This is a genomic window from Pandoraea pneumonica, from assembly GCF_902459645.1.
GTDB lineage: Bacteria > Pseudomonadota > Gammaproteobacteria > Burkholderiales > Burkholderiaceae > Pandoraea > Pandoraea pneumonica.
In genome coordinates, this window is the sequence record NZ_CABPSK010000001.1 from 745,728 (window position 1) to 761,089 (window position 15,362).

Genomic DNA, 15,362 nt, shown 5'->3' on the forward strand with positions numbered 1-15,362 from the left:
TTGGCTGACCACGTATCGCTATCGAGAAGACCACAAGGAGACACAGCATGAACACGAAACAACTGGCGGTATCGCTAGGCATGAGTCTGGTGCTCGGCATGGGCTCGGCGGGCACCGCGCTCGCCCAGACCAACGATCAGTTCATCGCGCTGGCCGACTATCGGGTGGGCCCGTACGGGGCCAACGGGCAGTCGTTCTACGGTGGCTTCATCGATTATTTGCAATACGTGAACATGAAATACGGCGGCGTGAACGGTGTGAAGCTGTCGTGGGAAGAGTGCGAGACCGAATACAACAACGCCAAGGGCGTGGAGTGCTACGAGCGGCTTAAGGGCCGCAACCCGGTCACCAAAGGCACGGCGTATCACACCATGGCCACCGGCATTTCGTACGCGCTGATCGACAAGACGGCGACCGATCAGGTCCCGCTCGTGATGATGGGTTACGGGCGCACCGACGCGGTCGATGGCACCGTCTTCCCGTGGGCCTTCCCGCTGGTGACCACCTATCAGATGCAGGCCTCGGCGATTATCAAGTTCCTCGCCGACAAGAATGGCGGCTCGCTCAACGGCAAGAAAATCGTGTTCCTGTATCACGACTCGGCCTATGGCAAAGAGCCGATCGTCGCCATGCAGGCAGAGTCGAAGATCAACAAATTCAACCTGATCGAAATTCCGGTGGCCCACCCGGGCAACGAACAGGGTGCGCAATGGCTGCGCATTCGCCAGGAAAACCCCGACTATGTCGTGTTCTGGGGCTGGGGCGTGATGAACCAGACGGCGCTCAAGGCGGCGCAGAAAGTCGGGTATCCGCGCGAGAAGATCATCGGCAGTTGGTGGGCCGGTTCCGAGGAAGACACGATCCCGGCGGGCCCGGCGGCCAAGGGCTATATGAGCGCGACGTGGAACGTGGCGGGCAAGGGCGTGCCGCTGATCGCCGATATCGACAAGGTGGTGTACGGCGCGGGCAAGGGCAATATGCAAGACCCGTCGAAGGTCGGCTCCGTGCTCTATAACCGTGGCGTATCCGCCGCCGTGGCGACCGTCGAAGCGCTCAACACCGCGCAGAACAAGTTCGGCAAAGGCAAGGTCATGACCCCGGTGCAAGTGCGCTGGGCGTTCGAGAACCTGAATATCGACGGGGCGCGCCTCAAGACGCTTGGCGCGACCGGCCTGCTGCCGGATATCAAGACGAGCTGCCAGGACCACGAGGGTTCGGGCAAGGTGCGTATCCAGCAGTGGGACGGTGCCAAGTGGGTCATGGTGTCGGATTGGATCGAAGGCAACCGCCGCCTGATTCACCCGCTGTTCGAAGCCTCGGCCAAGCAGTACGCCAAGGAAAAGGGCATGACGCCAGCCTGTTATCAGCAGATGTAATCGGGTCTCGCTTGCGCGTCGCGATGTGCGGCGCGCAAGTGAGCCTGTAAGTCAGCCGATAAGCGAGCCAATAAGCGAGCCGAAAACAACGATTCCGGAGTCACGCGGCATGGAAGCGAGTTTGCGCGTCAACAATATCGAAGTCATTTACGACCACGTCATCCTGGTGCTCAAGGGTGTGTCGCTGGTCGTGCCTGACGGCAAGATCGTGGCACTGCTCGGCGCGAACGGCGCGGGCAAAAGTACGACGCTCAAAGCCATCTCCAACCTGCTTCAGGCAGAGCGCGGCGAGGTGACCAAAGGCACCATCGACTATCGCGGCGAACGCGTGGAGAAGCTCACGCCTAACGGGCTGGTCAAGCGCGGCGTCATTCAGGTGATGGAAGGCCGACACTGCTTCGGGCATTTGACCATTGAAGAGAATTTGCTCACCGGCGCGTATGTGCGTCATGCATCGCGCAGTGCGCAGCAACATGCGCTGGAGCGCATTTACGCGTACTTCCCACGCTTGAAAACGCGCCGCAAGTCGCAGGCCGGTTACACGTCGGGCGGCGAGCAACAGATGTGCGCTATCGGGCGGGCCATGATGGCGCAGCCGTCGATGGTGTTGCTCGACGAGCCATCGATGGGGCTCGCGCCGCAAATCGTGGAAGAGATCTTTGCGATCGTGCGCGATCTGAACGAACGGGAGAACGTTAGCTTCTTGCTCGCTGAACAGAACACCATGGCGGCCCTTCGCTACGCGGACTATGGCTACATTCTCGAGAACGGGCGTGTGGTGATGGATGGCGACGCGGCGTCGCTGCGCGATAACGAGGACGTCAAGGAGTTTTATCTGGGTATCGCCAAAGACGGTGCGAGTAGCGAGGGAAGCTTTCGCAACGTGAAGAGCTATCGGCGGCGCAAGCGCTGGATTGCGTAAGCCTGTCGCAGAGCGCTCACCCGGCTGTCAACCTATTCAGTCCCTCCGTCTCTATGAACGATTACTTCGACGCGCTTGAAACCCGTGCCCCGGAAGCTCGCGAGAAGGCACTGCTGGCCGCGTTGCCGGCACACGTATCGCACGCCCGCGCGAACGCCTCGTACTTCACCGAAGTGCTCGGTGGGTTCGACGCGCGCAGCATCGACTCTCGTGCTGCGCTGGCGGATTTGCCAGTGACGCGTAAATCCGATCTGTCGGCCTATCAACTCCGTGTGCCACCGCTGGGCGGATTGAACGCGACGCCCGTTGGCGGGCTGGCGCACGTTTATCAATCCCCGGGGCCGATCTACGAGCCGGATGGGCGCGGTAGCGACTGGTGGCGCTTTGCACGGGCTTTGCACGCGGCGGGATTACGTTCCGGCGATCTCGTCTACAACACGTATTCGTATCACTTCACACCTGCGGGCATGATGATTGAGACGGGGGCCGCGCGCTTGGGGTGCTGTGTATTCCCCGCGGGGGTGGGACAAACGACGCAGCAGATCGAAGCGATTTCTCACCTTCAACCGGGTGCGTACACCGGGACGCCGTCGTTCCTGAAGATTCTGATCGAGAAAGCCGAATCGATAGGGGCCGACATCAGCAGCATCCGGCGTGCGTCGCTCTCGGGTGAGGCGTTGCCGCCGTCGCTAAGGCAGTGGTTCAACACGCGTGGGATCAGCGCGCGCCAGTTGTATGGCACGGCGGATCTTGGCCTGATTGCGTTTGAGAGCGATGCGCAAGCGGGCCTGATCGTCGACGAAAACGTATTGGTGGAAATCGTGGAGCCGGGCGGCACGAAGCCGGTGGCTGAAGGCGAGACGGGCGAAGTGGTCGTCACGAACTTCAATCCCGACTATCCGTTGATTCGTTTCGCCACGGGGGATTTGTCTGCGGTCGCCGAAGGGATCAGTCCGTGCGGGCGCACTAATATGCGCCTGAAGGGCTGGCTGGGACGCGCCGACCAGACGGTAAAGGTGCGCGGCATGTTCGTGCACCCCGGGCAGATTGGCGAGATCGGCAAACGGTATCCGGAGCTGGGGCGCATGCGTCTACGCGTCGAGGGCCGGGTGGGCGACGACCGTATGACGCTGTTGTGCGAGACGGCCGCAACGCCCCCCGAGGGGCTTGCTGCGCGCTTGCAGGAAACGCTGCGCGACGTGACGCGCTTGCGCGCCGAGATCGACTTCGTGACGACTGGCACGCTGCCCGATGACGGCAAGCTGGTCGAAGACGCACGCGCGTACGATTGAAAGCGATGGAAGCGCCGGTAGCGGAGCGCATCGCTGTGCGCTCCGCGCTCAGATCGGCAGATGTTCGATGATATGGCGCACCTCGGCCAGCACCGGACCGACACGCGCCAAGGGCATCGAACTCAAGCCCAGCCGCAAGGCGTGTGGCGCGTGCGGTGTCGTGGCATAGGCTTCGGCCTTCGACGCCGCAATACCTCGCGCGGCCAACGCCGCGACGACCTGATCCATGCGCAAGCCCTCGGGCAACGGCAGCCAGAGGAATTGCGACGACGGATGGGCCACCATTCCCATGCCATCTAAGACCTCGCGCGCGACGGATTGGCGCTGGCGTGCGTCGTCGCGCTGAAATTGTTCCTGTTGCGCGACCGTACCGTTAGCGATCCATCGGGTCGCAATCGCCGTCACCAGACTCGGCAGGCTCCAGTAACTACCACGAACCACGCTTTTGACACGGGCGGCATAGTCCTGCGGCACCACGACGTAGCCGAAACGCAGGCCCGTGGCCACGCTCTTCGACAGGCTCGACACGTAGATCGTGCGCTCGGGGGCGAGCGTGACGATGGGCGGTGCTGCGTCGTCGACGAGATAGGCGTAGGTGGCGTCTTCGATGATGAGGCAATCGTAACGGCGCGCCAGCTCGGCCAGTTGTCTGCGCTGCGTTGCGCTTAGCACCCAGCCAAGCGGGTTATGCAGTGTGGGCATCACATAGATGGCGCGGATGACGTTACGGCGGCAAAGCGCGTCTAGCGCGTTCAGGTCGGGGCCGTCGTTGAGGGCGGTAACGGGCTTGAGGGCAAGGGACGACAATGCGGCCGCCATCTTGAAGCCGGGGTAGGTGAGGGCATCGACCGCAACGGCGTCATTGGGCTGAAGGCAGGAGCGAATCGTGACATCCAACCCTTGTTGCGCGCCACCGACGAGGAAGACTTGGTCGGCCGTTGTTCGCATGCCGCGTGCTTGCCGCAGATGGTCTGCAACGATTTGCCGCTCATGCAGACGCCCGCCCGGTGGTTGCTGATGCATCAGCGCGCTAACGTCGCCGGACGATGCGAGTTCTCTGAGCGTTGCGCGTAACAGGTCGCTCTGACCCGCCCACGTCGGATGATTGAATGAGAGATCGACGGATTGCGAACTCAGCCGGGCCTCGTCGTCGGCGTCCCATTCGCGTTGCAATGGGCGATCGCGCACGAAGGTGCCGCGCCCGACTTCTCCAACGACTAGCCCCATGGCCTGCAATCGCGCGTAGACCTTGCTCGCCGAAGCAATCGCAATGCCGTGCTGGGCGGCCAACTTGCGATGCGTCGGTAAAGCGGTGCCGGGTGGCAGTACGCCACGGCGGATTTCGCTGGAGAGATGCTCGACCACTGCGGTGACGGGGGATTCGGCCATGATTGTACGTAGGACAATTTCTTGATTGTCCGATTCTAGGCAGACAGACTGCGCAGAGCAATCTCTGAACGAGGTCCCCCTCTCTGCCATGTCCGATACCGCGAACGAATCGACCGAATTGCCTGTGTTGAATTTCCTGCGCCGCCAGTTGGCTGGAACGCTGCGCGCGGAAGACAAAACGCATATGCGTTATCCGACGGCGATCTCCAACCTGTTTGGCTTTCGCATCGTCTCGATCGACGAAGCCACGGCGGTCATCGAGCTGGATGCGAACGCGGAAATTCACGGCAATCAGCAAGGGACCGTGCACGGCGGCTTGCTGTGCGAGTTAGCCGACGCGGCCATTGGCACCGCACACTCGACGCTGATGCGCGAAGGGGAAACCTTCACGAGCATCGATCTCAAGGCGACATTTCTGCGCCCGGTTTGGGTGTCTCGGCTTGAAGCGCATGCGTGGGCGACGCATCGCGGGCGCACGGTTTCGCACTATCTATGCGAAATCAAACGTGACGACGGCAAGGTGGTCGCCCGTATCGATAGCGCCGTGATGACGTTGAGAGGCGAGCACGCCACGGGGAGGTGACGGCAATGCGCTCGCTCACAGCGCGCCGTCGTTCCCTTCGCCGATGGACTTGAGCAACGTCTCGCGCAAGGTGTCAGTCAGGCGGGCGTGCTTGTCGTACGGTTTGTCGAGCGCGACCATCAGATACCAGAAACGCGGACCGCGCTGCACGATTTCGAATTGCATGCGCAAATCGGCATATCGTCGCGACCTTGCGACGCCGACCCATTTCGATCCCATACCTGCCCGCACAATCCGGCCCGCGTCCTCAAAGACATATCGGTCGCTGTTCTGCTTCACGAAGTTCTGCGCGTATTGCGCCAGACTGGCCTTGCTGACTGTGTCGGTGCCAAGAATGATCTGTGCACCGCCGTCTTCGGTTGAGAACAGGGATACCCGGTCGCCGGTGCGATTGTTCGCTTCGGTATAGATCCACGCACCGTCGATGCGCACGGCAGTCTGCGTGACCGGGTTGCGCCAGATGAACGAGGCGTCGACGGGGGGCGAGGGTGATGTGGCGGCTGACGCTGGGGCTTGTGCATCACGGCTCACGGGGCGCGATACAACGGCCTTGGCTCGCTCGTCGGCAGAAACGCGGTGGGCGACTTGGGTTGCGAAGAACCAGAGCCCGATGGATGCGACGGCGGCGAGCACACACCGCGCGATTTTCCCGGCTGAGACGGGGCGCCCTAGAACACGGCCATTGATCCAAACGTCATATACGGTAGGTTCACCACGTTTGACGCGGACGAACTGCCAAGCTTGCGCGGCGATCCCGAATATGCCAATTCCAAAGCCGGTGGCGAATGAGCCAACGAGCAAGTTGCGCAAAAAATAACGCACGAAGGACAGCGGTTTCCCACGACCATCGATGACGCGAATGCCGAGCAGGGCCTTGCCGGGCGTATTGCCGAAAACGGCTGCAATGAGTGCGTCGAGCAGTGGTTGGCTGCCCGTGATGACGATGGGCATGAGCCAAGGGTTGTCGGGAAACGCCGACATCGGCGACGTGCCCATATACAAGGCGAATATTAGGCTGTACACGGCGCCCGACAACGTGAACACGAATACGATATCGACGAGACGTGCCAAGTACCGGGGGCCGCCGGTTGCCAGACGCACCGCTTGCCTTAGTGCGGCCAACTCCGGCACCGCATCCATTCGAATCCAGTCCGACATGCCGCTGCGCCACACCAACGTGTCCGGGGTCACGTCGAGCGCCAGCACATGTGCGCCAAGTTCATCGGCCGTCACGGGGCCAACACGGCGACCATCGCGCTCGAACCACCATACGGCAGCAGGCCCGGTGGTGCCGCTCAGATTTGTCGCAGTGACAGTGGTGTCCATCGTCATGGCTGCGGGCGCCCAAGAATCGTCTGCGCGACGCGATCGCGCAGATCCTTCAATACTGGCGATTCCTTCGAGGCTCCTACGCGGTCGATAGCAATCAGGAGCCAGTAGTCATTGTCGTGATGGTAGATGTTCACAATGCGAGGCACTTTGTCGGGGCGGCTGACGGCGTGCGCCGTCCACCGCTCCCAGGCCGGTCCAATCGTGTCGAATGTGCCGCCGTCTTCGAACTCGACGTGCGATGCATTGGCGTCCCGATATGCGCGAGCTCTGTCCTGTGTGGTCGAGTGGGGCATGGTGAAGCGATAGAGCAGCACGCCCATGGAGCCGTTGCCATCTTCGAGGGCGGCAACGGGGGGCAGGCCGTCGGTCGTTGGCGCCACCTTCGTCGTGTGGTCGAGCCAGCGGTCCGGCATCTCGACAGAGTGTTTTGTGACGGGATTGACCCATGAGTGCGTAATTGGCCCGATGTCGTCGGAACTGTACTGCCGCATGCTTTTCCCGATATTGAGCAACAGGCCTACGCCAGCGAGAATGAACGGAATGGCGGCAAGGATCTTGCCGACGGTCGTCAGCCGCGCATAGATGCGCACACGCGTACCCCGCTTGACGTCGTACGTCGCAGGTTTGCCGTGACTAATACGCCACAACTGGATGAGCGGCATGATCATGTTGAACATCCAGGCACCGCAGCCAAAGCCCGTACACCACAAGTACACATTTCGATTGAAGTAATCTCGTGTGGACAACCGCACGCCGTCTCGGTCGACAACTTCTAGTTTCAACACCTTCTTACCTAGCGTGTTGCCGAACACTGCTCGGATGGTGCCGTCGACGAGCAACGCGCTGAGCACGAGTGCGCAAGACAGCAAGAGGGTGATGAAGAATGGCGGGGCGACCGTCCAGGAGGCGGGGGATATGCCCGGCAGGGAAGATGCGACGAACGTGGACACCGCAATGACAGTCCATGCCGCTAGGCTTTGATCGATGAACCGGGCACCGAAACGGCGCATGGCGCCCGCGTCGTCGGTTTGGTCGGTAGCTTCGGGGGCCGCAGGGCGGGGCGGTAAGGGCGGCGGCCCACCCGCCAAACGAGGTTCGGCAAAAGCCGGTGTCGCGACCGAGTCGGGCAACGGCGGAGGGCCGCTGCCAAAAACCGGTTCTACGCGGCCATCGCCCGCCCCGTCGCCTGGCGCCACGTAACGGACGCCGACAAGACTTTTCCACCACCCCGAAAGTGCCATGTGTGCCTCATTTTGGTGGCGTCTATCGCGCCCGCCAATGATGTTGTGATCGCAACCGTTATGACCGGCTGTCGACGCTTCGTTTTACTTATGAATTAGGTAACGCGTTTCGAGCGTGTCGATTTTACGGGATGAAATGGCACTCACGCCAGCGGGTGATCCGCACCGGTCTTGCATCCGCAGGCATTAAGCACAAACCCTAACCCGCAGGAGCATTGACAGCGCTAATTTGTCGACCGATGGTATACAGAATACTGAAACGGGTTCCCCACCATGACAGATTCCTCGGTCGACACTCGCAACGCAGATACGCTCTCGGCATCGGCGGCGGCACAAACGCCGTGGCACTACGCCTCGATCACGGCGGCTCAGGCAGCCCTAGCGGGCAATGAGACGACCTCGGCTGTGCTCGTCGCGGCCTGCGAAACCGCGTGGCACCGGGAGAATCCGCGCCTGAACGCCGTGGTGCTCAGCGATTTCGACCGGGCGTATACCGTTGCGCGCGCCCGTGACGCGGAGCGCCGCGCCGGGCAAGTGCGAGGGCCGCTGCACGGCGTGCCTTTCACGATCAAGGAATCGTTCGACGTCGAGGGGTGGCCGACGACCGTTGGCGATCCGGCGTTCAAAGGCAATGTGGCGGCGCGTCACGCGAGCGTTGTACAGCGCCTCGAAGACGCCGGTGCCATCTTGCTTGGCAAAACGAACGTGCCGATTTGGCTGCGCGATTGGCAGAGCTACAACGAGGTGTATGGCACCACGCGTAACCCGCACGACATCACACGTACACCCGGCGGGTCGTCTGGAGGCAGCGCCGCAGCCGTGAGTTCCGGCATGGCGTTCTTCGACGTCGGCTCGGACATCGGCTCCTCGATCCGCAATCCGGCGCACTACTGCGGCATCTTCTCCCACAAAAGCACGCACGGGCTGGTTCCCCTCGACGGGCATGGCCTGCCGGGCGGCGCTACGTTTCCCGATATCAATGTGGCTGGCCCGCTCGCGCGCAGTGCGGGTGACTTGGAATCGGTCCTCACGGCCATCGCCGGGCCGAGCGCTGATGCCGCGTGTGCCGTGCGTTTCGATCTGCCGAGATGTCAGGCGGGCGATCTGCGCGAGATTCGTTTCGGCGTTTTGTCCAACCATCCGGTCGCAGAGGTCGATGCCGAGGTGGAGCAGTGCATCGTAGCGCTCGGCAAAGATCTCGAACGGCGCGGTGCCCGTGTGCAGTGGGACGCCCGCCCGGCGCTCGATGCGGCCGAATTGCTACGCGTCTACATGCTGTTGTTGCGGGCTGCCACGAGCGGGTATCTCGGTGACGAGGCTTTCGCTGCGTCGGTTTCGAGCGCTGCGGAGGTCGCCGAAGACGACCTGCAATACGCCTCGCTTCAGCACGTCGGGGCGGTCATGCGCCATCGCGACTGGCTGAAGCTCCAACCCTTGCGAGAGCGCTTCGCCGCCGCCTGGCGGGCGCTGTTCGAACAAGTCGACGTGCTGCTGTGCCCGGTCGCCGCGACCGCCGCTTTCCCGTTGAACGAGCAGGGTGCGCCGTGGCAGCGCACGCTCGATGTGAATGGGCGGGCGCAGCCGCTCACCACACAACTTTTCTGGGCCGGACACTCCGGCTTGTGCGGTTTGCCCTCGACCGTGGCCCCCGCCGGGCGCACGGCTAGCGGGCTACCCGTGGGCGTGCAGATCGTGGCTCCGCTGTATCACGATTTGCGCGCCATTCACGTAGCCAGATTGCTTGAAGCCGCCGGCTACACCTACGTACCACCCCGCTGAAACGCCGACATCAACGCCAACAACTTTACTCACTCACAAAACCCACGACACCTAAGGAGGACACCGCTATGTCCTGGCTGAACTCACTGTCGAAGAACGAGAAGCGTGCCTTTGCCGGCACGTTCATCGGCCACACGGTCGACGTCTACGACTTCATGATCTATTCGTTTCTCATCCCCGTGCTGCTCACGACCTGGAGCATGAGCAAGGCAACGGCAGGCAGCATCGTGACGTACACGTTGATTGCTTCGCTCGTGGGCGCTATCGGCGCGGGGCTGCTCGCCGACCGTTATGGCCGCGTGCGGATTTTGCGCTGGACCATCGCGTTGTTCGCCCTCGCGTGCTTTGCCTGCGGCCTGACAAATTCGCCGACGCAACTCGCCGTATTCCGCATCATTCAGGGGCTGGGTTTCGGGGGCGAATCGTCGTTGTGCATGGTGCTCGTGATGGAAACCATCCGTAATCCGGCGCATCGCGGCAAGTTCTCGGGCTTCACCGCAAGCAGCTATTCGTTCGGCTGGGCGCTGGCAGCGATTGCATACAGTGTGATCTTCAATTGGTTGCCGCCTGAGTGGGCATGGCGAGTCTGCTTGTTTATCGGCGTGGCGCCTGCGCTGCTCGTGTTCTGGCTGCGTCGCAATCTTGAAGAACCGGAAGCCTTCACGCGGACGCTCGCCGAGCGCGGCGCGACGAGCCCGCTCAAGACGCTGCAAGGGGTATTCAGCGGGAAGCTACTGGCGCGCACGTTCTTGTGCAGCTTGCTCTCGGGCGGCATGCTCGGCGCTTATTACGCCATTGCAACGTGGATGCCGACGTGGCTCAAGACGGAACGCGGCCTCTCGGTGACCGGCACCGGCATGTGGCTCGCGATCACCATCGTCGGCTCGATCGTCGGCTACGCCGTCGGCGCATGGTGTACGGACAAACTGGGTCGCCGCCCGACGTACATCCTGTTTGCGCTCGGCGCGTTCGTCATGAGCATCGCCTATATGCTGATTCCGGCCCCCATGCCCGTCATGATGGTGCTCGGCTTCCTCATGGGCGTGTTGATGCAGGGCACTTTCGCGGGCGTCGCCGCCACGATCTCAGAAACCTATCCGCATGAAATTCGCGCCACCGGCTACGGCGTGGCATATAACGCCGGGCGTGTCATCGGCTCGTTCTTCCCGTTCATGGCCGGCTGGCTTGCCACAGGGCACATGACCCTCACGCTCGCCATTCCCATCGTTGCCGCAGTGGGCTACGGCATGGTCATCGTTGCTGCATGGCTGCTGCCCGAAACGAACGGCATCGCGCTCGACGCCATTGAACCCGCTCATGCCGGTACGGCAAGCGTTGCATCGTCGTCTGCCATGGCTCACGCCGTGCCTGTCTCCGTCCGAAAGGCGGCCGAATAAGCTAACCGTTTTCGCGGGATCGCCCCGCACACCGTAATTCACTGCATTGGCATTTTCGTAAAACCTGTATACAGTGTACAAAAATGACAAAACGAAGCCCGGCATCTTTCGATGCGCAGGCTTATCCACTTGAAACCAAGGAGTCTGAAATGGCAGAGCTGATGGACCGCGAGACTTTCCGTGCGGCACTCGAAGAAGCAATCAAGGGCAAGAGCGCGAACAAGGCACCGTTCAGCGTGGCGTGGGCCAGCGGCAAGCTGACGCGCGAGCACCTTGCCCGCTGGGCGGAGAACCACTACCACTACGTCGGGCCGTTTGCCGATTACCTCGGCTATCTGTACGCCCGCACGCCGGACCACATGACGGAGGCGAAGGACTTTTTGCTCGCCAACATGTACGAGGAGGAAATCGGGGGCGATCGCCACACCGACCTGCTGATCCGCTTTGCCGAAGCGTGTGGCACGACGCGTGAGCGCGTAGTCGACCCGGACAACATGTCGCCGACCACGCGAGGCCTGCAAAGCTGGTGCTACGCCGTCGCCATGCGCGAAGACCCGGTGGTCGCAGTCGCGGGGCTGGTCGTCGGGCTGGAATCGCAGGTGCCGTCGATCTATCGCAAACAAACGCCGACGCTGCGCGACACCTACAAGTTCACCGACGAGGAAGTCGAGTTCTTCGACTTGCACATCGTCTCGGATGAAATTCACGGCGAACGCGGCTACCAAATCGTGCTTGAGAACGCCAACACGCCGGAGCTGCAACAACGCTGCCTGAAGATTTGCGAGATCGGTGCGCAAATGCGTTTGCTTTATACGACGGCGCTGTACTACGACTACGTCGAGCAAGAGATTCCGCTGCCCGAATTGGGGCTTGCGGCCTAAGCGATATCGGCAACCCAGCGGCAACCCCGCGCCGATACGGCGCGGGTCTTCCCGCCAATTTGTAGGACTGTTGCATTCATGACAACCGTGCCCACGTTTCTGAATTACATCGACGGCGAATGGTGCGCGAGCCGCTCGGGCGCCACCTTCGAGAACGTCAATCCGGCCGATACGCGCGACGTCGTCGGCCAGTTTCAGGCCTCGGGTGAGGCCGATGCGCAGGCTGCCGTTCGCGCCGCTGCCTCGGCATTTGCCAACTGGAAACGCCTCTCGCCGGGCGCACGCGCCAAGATACTGTTGGCCGCGAGCGCCTATCTGGAACAGCACGCCGAGCGTTTCGGCGAAGAACTCACGCGCGAGGAAGGGAAGCAGAAAAACCTCGCGGTCGACGAATTCATGCGCGCGGCGCAGACGTTGCGTTACTACGCCGTCGAAGCGCAGTCGTACGGCGGCGAGACTTTCCCCAACGACGATGCCGACATGGCGGTGTACACGGTGCGCGAGCCGTTGGGCGTCGTGACGGTGATTTCGCCTTGGAATTTCCCCGTCTCGATTCCCGCGCGGAAGATCGCTCCGGCGCTGATCTGCGGCAACACGGTGGTGTTCAAACCCGCGACGGATGCCCCGCTGAGCGGATTGCGCCTGACGGAAGCATTCGTGCAGGCGGGTATCCCCAAGGGGGTGCTGAATTTCGTCACAGGGAGCGCTTCTGCCGTCGGGCCGGTACTCGTGGGCGCGCGTGAAGTGAAAGCGATTTCATTCACCGGATCGACCTCGGCGGGAGAGCAAATCCACCGCGCGGCGTCGATGTCGACGCGCACGCAAATGGAGCTCGGTGGCAAGAACCCGTTGATTGTGCTCGACGAAAAAGACATCGATCGCGCCGTCGATCTCACGATCAAGGGCGGCTTTTCGCTGACCGGCCAGGCATGCACGGGCACAAGCCGTGTGCTGGTCGCGCGCGGGATTCGCGCGGCGTTCGTCGAGCGTCTTGCTGCCCGCACGACAGCGCTGAAGATTGGCAACGGTCTGCAACCGGGTATCGATATCGGCCCGCTGGCAACGGCAGGGCAGTTGCGCACGGTACTCGACTACATCGAGATCGGCAAAAGCGAAGCCACGCTCGTTTGCGGCGGTCAGCAACTCACGCAAGACGCTTATGCCCACGGCTATTTCGTCACGCCGGCCATCTTTGCCGACGTGCCACGGAATGCCCGAATCGCACGCGAAGAGATCTTCGGCCCGGTCATCGCGGTGATCGATGTGGACGGCTACGACGACGCCATCGCGGTCGCGAACGACAGCGACTATGGTCTTGCCGCCTCGCTGGTCACTCAGGACGTGCGGCTGATGCACCGGTTCGCCAACGACATCGAAGCGGGCACCGTCAAGATCAACCGCACCACCACCGGCAATCTCATCAATGCCCCGTTCGGTGGGCTCAAGCAGTCGAGCACGGCGACATTTCGCGAGTCGGGCCGCGACGGGCTCGAGTTCTATCAACAGATCAAGACGGTTTACCGGGGCGTCTGACGCCCGCCAACTCACGACATCTCTCATCAGCCATGAAGCCATTTTTCAAACTTGAACTCGCCGAAGCCCGCCACATGATCGCCGCCGCCGTGGCGCGCTCGCAGGCAATCGGCGTCCTTGAATCGATCTGCGTGGTCGACGAAGGCGGATTTCCGCTGGCGCTGGAACGCATGGACGGCGGCCGTATCACCGGGCCGCAAATCGCATGGAATAAGGCATTTACCGCGGCCGGGCACAAGCGTTCGACGCACTTGTTCACCACGCCGCCCAACGGTCCGGCGCTGCCCGGCAACGAGGCGTTCGGTATCCAGTGGAGTTTCGAAGGGAAGTTTGCGGCGTTCGTCGGCGGCTTCCCGATCGTGGTCGACAAGCAAGTGGTTGGGGGGATTGGCCTGTCTGGCGGCAACGGCGAACAAGACACACAGGCTGGGCTCGCAGGTTTGGCCGCGTTGCAGGAGTTGCTGCGCGAGAGCGGGCGCGAAGTGCTCGTTCAGGCCGACATCAAGCTTTGACCGGAGGTTGCACGTGAGCTATCGAATCACATGGCTCGAAGCCCAGCGAAGCTTCGACGCCGCGCCCGACGAAACGGTGCTTGAAGCGGCGCGGCGTGCGGGCGTGGCGCTGCCGTCAGAGTGTGAGTTTGGCGGTTGCGGCACGTGCCGCGTCAAGGTGCAGCAAGGGCATGTACAGTACGACGAGCGTCCGATCGCGCTTTCGCAAGAAGAAGCGGACGCCGGGGAGGCGCTGATGTGTCAGGCCCGGGCGTGCACGGACTTGGTCATCAGTACCGAGCGCATGCTGGCTGCCCCTGCGCCGTCACGTCGGCGCAAGGCGCACGTGCTGCACACGGAGGCACTAAGCCGGGACGTGACACGGCTCGTGCTGACGTTCCCCGACGGCGAGCCATGGGTCTATCGTCCGGGGCAGTACGTCAACGTGCTGCCGGGCGACACGGGGCCGCGGAGTTTCTCGATTGCCTCTCGCGTTGATGCCGTAGGCACAGAGCAGACGACGAGCGGGCCAGTCTCGCTCGAACTGCACATCCGGCGTATCGAAGGGGGCTACTTCACGCAGACGCGCCTTAGTGCGCTGCGCCCCGGCGATGCGCTCGACGTCGAAGCCCCCTTGGGCGGTTTCGGATATCACGAGGACGACTACCGGCCGATCGTGATGGTCGCCACTGGCACGGGCATCGCACCATTGCGCAGCATGTTGGCCGAAATGCTCGGCAGTGGCGATACGCCGCCGGTGGATTTGTACTGGGGCGGCCGTACGCAAGAGGCGCTGTATCTGCACGAAGAACTGACCCAACTCGCGCAACAGCACGAAGATTTCCGCTATGTGCCTGTGTTGTCGCGCCCCGACGCGGCGTGGCAGGGCGCGCGCGGCTATGTGCAGGACGCCGTGCTGGCAGATCATCCCGACCTGTCGGAACACGCGCTGTACCTTTGCGGTTCGCCGGTCATGATTGGCGATGCGCGCCGGGCTTTCATGGCAAACGGTGCCAGCGTGCGTTACCTGTATGTCGACAGCTTCACGTTTCAACATTTGCCGGTCGAAGTCGCAGCATAAGCCCTCGTAGGGAAACGACTCGTTGCTGGGTTGGTAAATTAACGGTATACAGTATACGTAATAGT

Annotated in this window: 13 protein-coding genes; 10 read left to right on the top strand and 3 right to left on the bottom strand. The window is 62.2% G+C overall.

The window, feature by feature from the left end:
• The first annotated feature begins 80 nt into the window (after positions 1 to 80).
• The 3 genes from PPN31114_RS03325 to PPN31114_RS03335 all read left to right on the top strand — a co-directional run bounded on the left by PPN31114_RS03325 (position 81) and on the right by PPN31114_RS03335 (position 3,590).
• The gene (locus PPN31114_RS03325; protein ID WP_246182454.1) at positions 81 to 1,376 is read left to right on the top strand and encodes an ABC transporter substrate-binding protein; all 1,296 of its coding nucleotides are present in this window, start codon (positions 81 to 83) and stop codon (positions 1,374 to 1,376) included.
• 109 nt (positions 1,377 to 1,485) lie between these two features.
• The gene (locus PPN31114_RS03330; RefSeq protein WP_150678056.1) at positions 1,486 to 2,298 is read left to right on the top strand and encodes an ABC transporter ATP-binding protein; all 813 of its coding nucleotides are present in this window, start codon (positions 1,486 to 1,488) and stop codon (positions 2,296 to 2,298) included.
• Positions 2,299 to 2,351: 53 nt separating this feature from the next.
• Positions 2,352 to 3,590 (top strand): phenylacetate--CoA ligase family protein, encoded by a 1,239-nt coding sequence (locus tag PPN31114_RS03335; RefSeq protein ID WP_150678057.1) that lies wholly within the window; start codon positions 2,352 to 2,354, stop codon positions 3,588 to 3,590.
• Positions 3,591 to 3,638: 48 nt separating this feature from the next.
• On the opposite strand, the gene PPN31114_RS03340 is transcribed toward PPN31114_RS03335, so the two are convergent.
• Complete coding sequence (locus PPN31114_RS03340) at positions 3,639 to 4,979, bottom strand: aminotransferase-like domain-containing protein (RefSeq protein ID WP_150678058.1); 1,341 nt, start codon at positions 4,977 to 4,979, stop codon at positions 3,639 to 3,641.
• Positions 4,980 to 5,067: 88 nt separating this feature from the next.
• On the opposite strand from PPN31114_RS03340, the gene PPN31114_RS03345 reads away from it, so the two are divergent.
• Complete coding sequence (locus PPN31114_RS03345) at positions 5,068 to 5,562, top strand: PaaI family thioesterase (protein WP_150678059.1); 495 nt, start codon at positions 5,068 to 5,070, stop codon at positions 5,560 to 5,562.
• Between the two features lie 15 nt (positions 5,563 to 5,577).
• Here PPN31114_RS03345 and PPN31114_RS03350 read toward each other — a convergent pair whose 3' ends face one another.
• Positions 5,578 to 6,894: an RDD family protein gene (locus PPN31114_RS03350; RefSeq protein ID WP_150678060.1), complete on the bottom strand. Its 1,317-nt coding sequence runs from the start codon at positions 6,892 to 6,894 to the stop codon at positions 5,578 to 5,580.
• Positions 6,891 to 8,135 carry an RDD family protein gene (locus PPN31114_RS03355; RefSeq protein WP_150678061.1) on the bottom strand — a complete coding sequence of 415 codons (1,245 nt, stop codon included), beginning with the start codon at positions 8,133 to 8,135 and terminating at the stop codon, positions 6,891 to 6,893. Before PPN31114_RS03355 ends, PPN31114_RS03350 begins: the two co-directional genes overlap by 4 nt.
• A 273-nt stretch (positions 8,136 to 8,408) precedes the next feature.
• Here PPN31114_RS03355 and PPN31114_RS03360 point away from each other — a divergent pair, with 273 nt between their 5' ends.
• From PPN31114_RS03360 to PPN31114_RS03385, 6 genes are all read left to right on the top strand, one after another.
• Positions 8,409 to 9,914: an amidase gene (locus tag PPN31114_RS03360; RefSeq protein ID WP_150678062.1), complete on the top strand. Its 1,506-nt coding sequence runs from the start codon at positions 8,409 to 8,411 to the stop codon at positions 9,912 to 9,914.
• 68 nt (positions 9,915 to 9,982) lie between these two features.
• Positions 9,983 to 11,311: an MFS transporter gene (locus tag PPN31114_RS03365; protein WP_150678063.1), complete on the top strand. Its 1,329-nt coding sequence runs from the start codon at positions 9,983 to 9,985 to the stop codon at positions 11,309 to 11,311.
• Positions 11,312 to 11,460: 149 nt separating this feature from the next.
• Positions 11,461 to 12,192 carry an iron-containing redox enzyme family protein gene (locus PPN31114_RS03370; RefSeq protein ID WP_150678064.1) on the top strand — a complete coding sequence of 244 codons (732 nt, stop codon included), beginning with the start codon at positions 11,461 to 11,463 and terminating at the stop codon, positions 12,190 to 12,192.
• 78 nt (positions 12,193 to 12,270) lie between these two features.
• A complete protein-coding gene (locus PPN31114_RS03375; protein WP_150678065.1) occupies positions 12,271 to 13,725 on the top strand; it encodes an aldehyde dehydrogenase family protein in 1,455 nt (484 codons plus the stop codon).
• A gap of 32 nt (positions 13,726 to 13,757) precedes the next feature.
• Positions 13,758 to 14,237 (top strand): GlcG/HbpS family heme-binding protein, encoded by a 480-nt coding sequence (locus PPN31114_RS03380; RefSeq protein ID WP_150678066.1) that lies wholly within the window; start codon positions 13,758 to 13,760, stop codon positions 14,235 to 14,237.
• A 13-nt stretch (positions 14,238 to 14,250) separates the two neighbouring features.
• Entirely contained in the window at positions 14,251 to 15,297 is a 1,047-nt protein-coding gene (locus tag PPN31114_RS03385) for a 2Fe-2S iron-sulfur cluster-binding protein (RefSeq protein ID WP_150678067.1), read from the top strand.
• The last annotated feature ends 65 nt before the right edge of the window (positions 15,298 to 15,362 follow it).

Excerpts from the sequence above, each read along its gene's own strand:
- PPN31114_RS03325 (WP_246182454.1), top strand. The coding sequence starts at position 81 with ATGAGTCTGGTGCTCGGCATGGGCTCGGCGGGCACCGCGCTCGCCCAG.
- PPN31114_RS03330 (WP_150678056.1), top strand. The coding sequence starts at position 1,486 with ATGGAAGCGAGTTTGCGCGTCAACAATATCGAAGTCATTTACGACCAC.
- PPN31114_RS03335 (WP_150678057.1), top strand. The coding sequence starts at position 2,352 with ATGAACGATTACTTCGACGCGCTTGAAACCCGTGCCCCGGAAGCTCGC.
- PPN31114_RS03340 (WP_150678058.1), bottom strand. The coding sequence starts at position 4,979 with ATGGCCGAATCCCCCGTCACCGCAGTGGTCGAGCATCTCTCCAGCGAA.
- PPN31114_RS03345 (WP_150678059.1), top strand. The coding sequence starts at position 5,068 with ATGTCCGATACCGCGAACGAATCGACCGAATTGCCTGTGTTGAATTTC.
- PPN31114_RS03350 (WP_150678060.1), bottom strand. The coding sequence starts at position 6,894 with ATGACGATGGACACCACTGTCACTGCGACAAATCTGAGCGGCACCACC.
- PPN31114_RS03355 (WP_150678061.1), bottom strand. The coding sequence starts at position 8,135 with ATGGCACTTTCGGGGTGGTGGAAAAGTCTTGTCGGCGTCCGTTACGTG.
- PPN31114_RS03360 (WP_150678062.1), top strand. The coding sequence starts at position 8,409 with ATGACAGATTCCTCGGTCGACACTCGCAACGCAGATACGCTCTCGGCA.
- PPN31114_RS03365 (WP_150678063.1), top strand. The coding sequence starts at position 9,983 with ATGTCCTGGCTGAACTCACTGTCGAAGAACGAGAAGCGTGCCTTTGCC.
- PPN31114_RS03370 (WP_150678064.1), top strand. The coding sequence starts at position 11,461 with ATGGCAGAGCTGATGGACCGCGAGACTTTCCGTGCGGCACTCGAAGAA.
- PPN31114_RS03375 (WP_150678065.1), top strand. The coding sequence starts at position 12,271 with ATGACAACCGTGCCCACGTTTCTGAATTACATCGACGGCGAATGGTGC.
- PPN31114_RS03380 (WP_150678066.1), top strand. The coding sequence starts at position 13,758 with ATGAAGCCATTTTTCAAACTTGAACTCGCCGAAGCCCGCCACATGATC.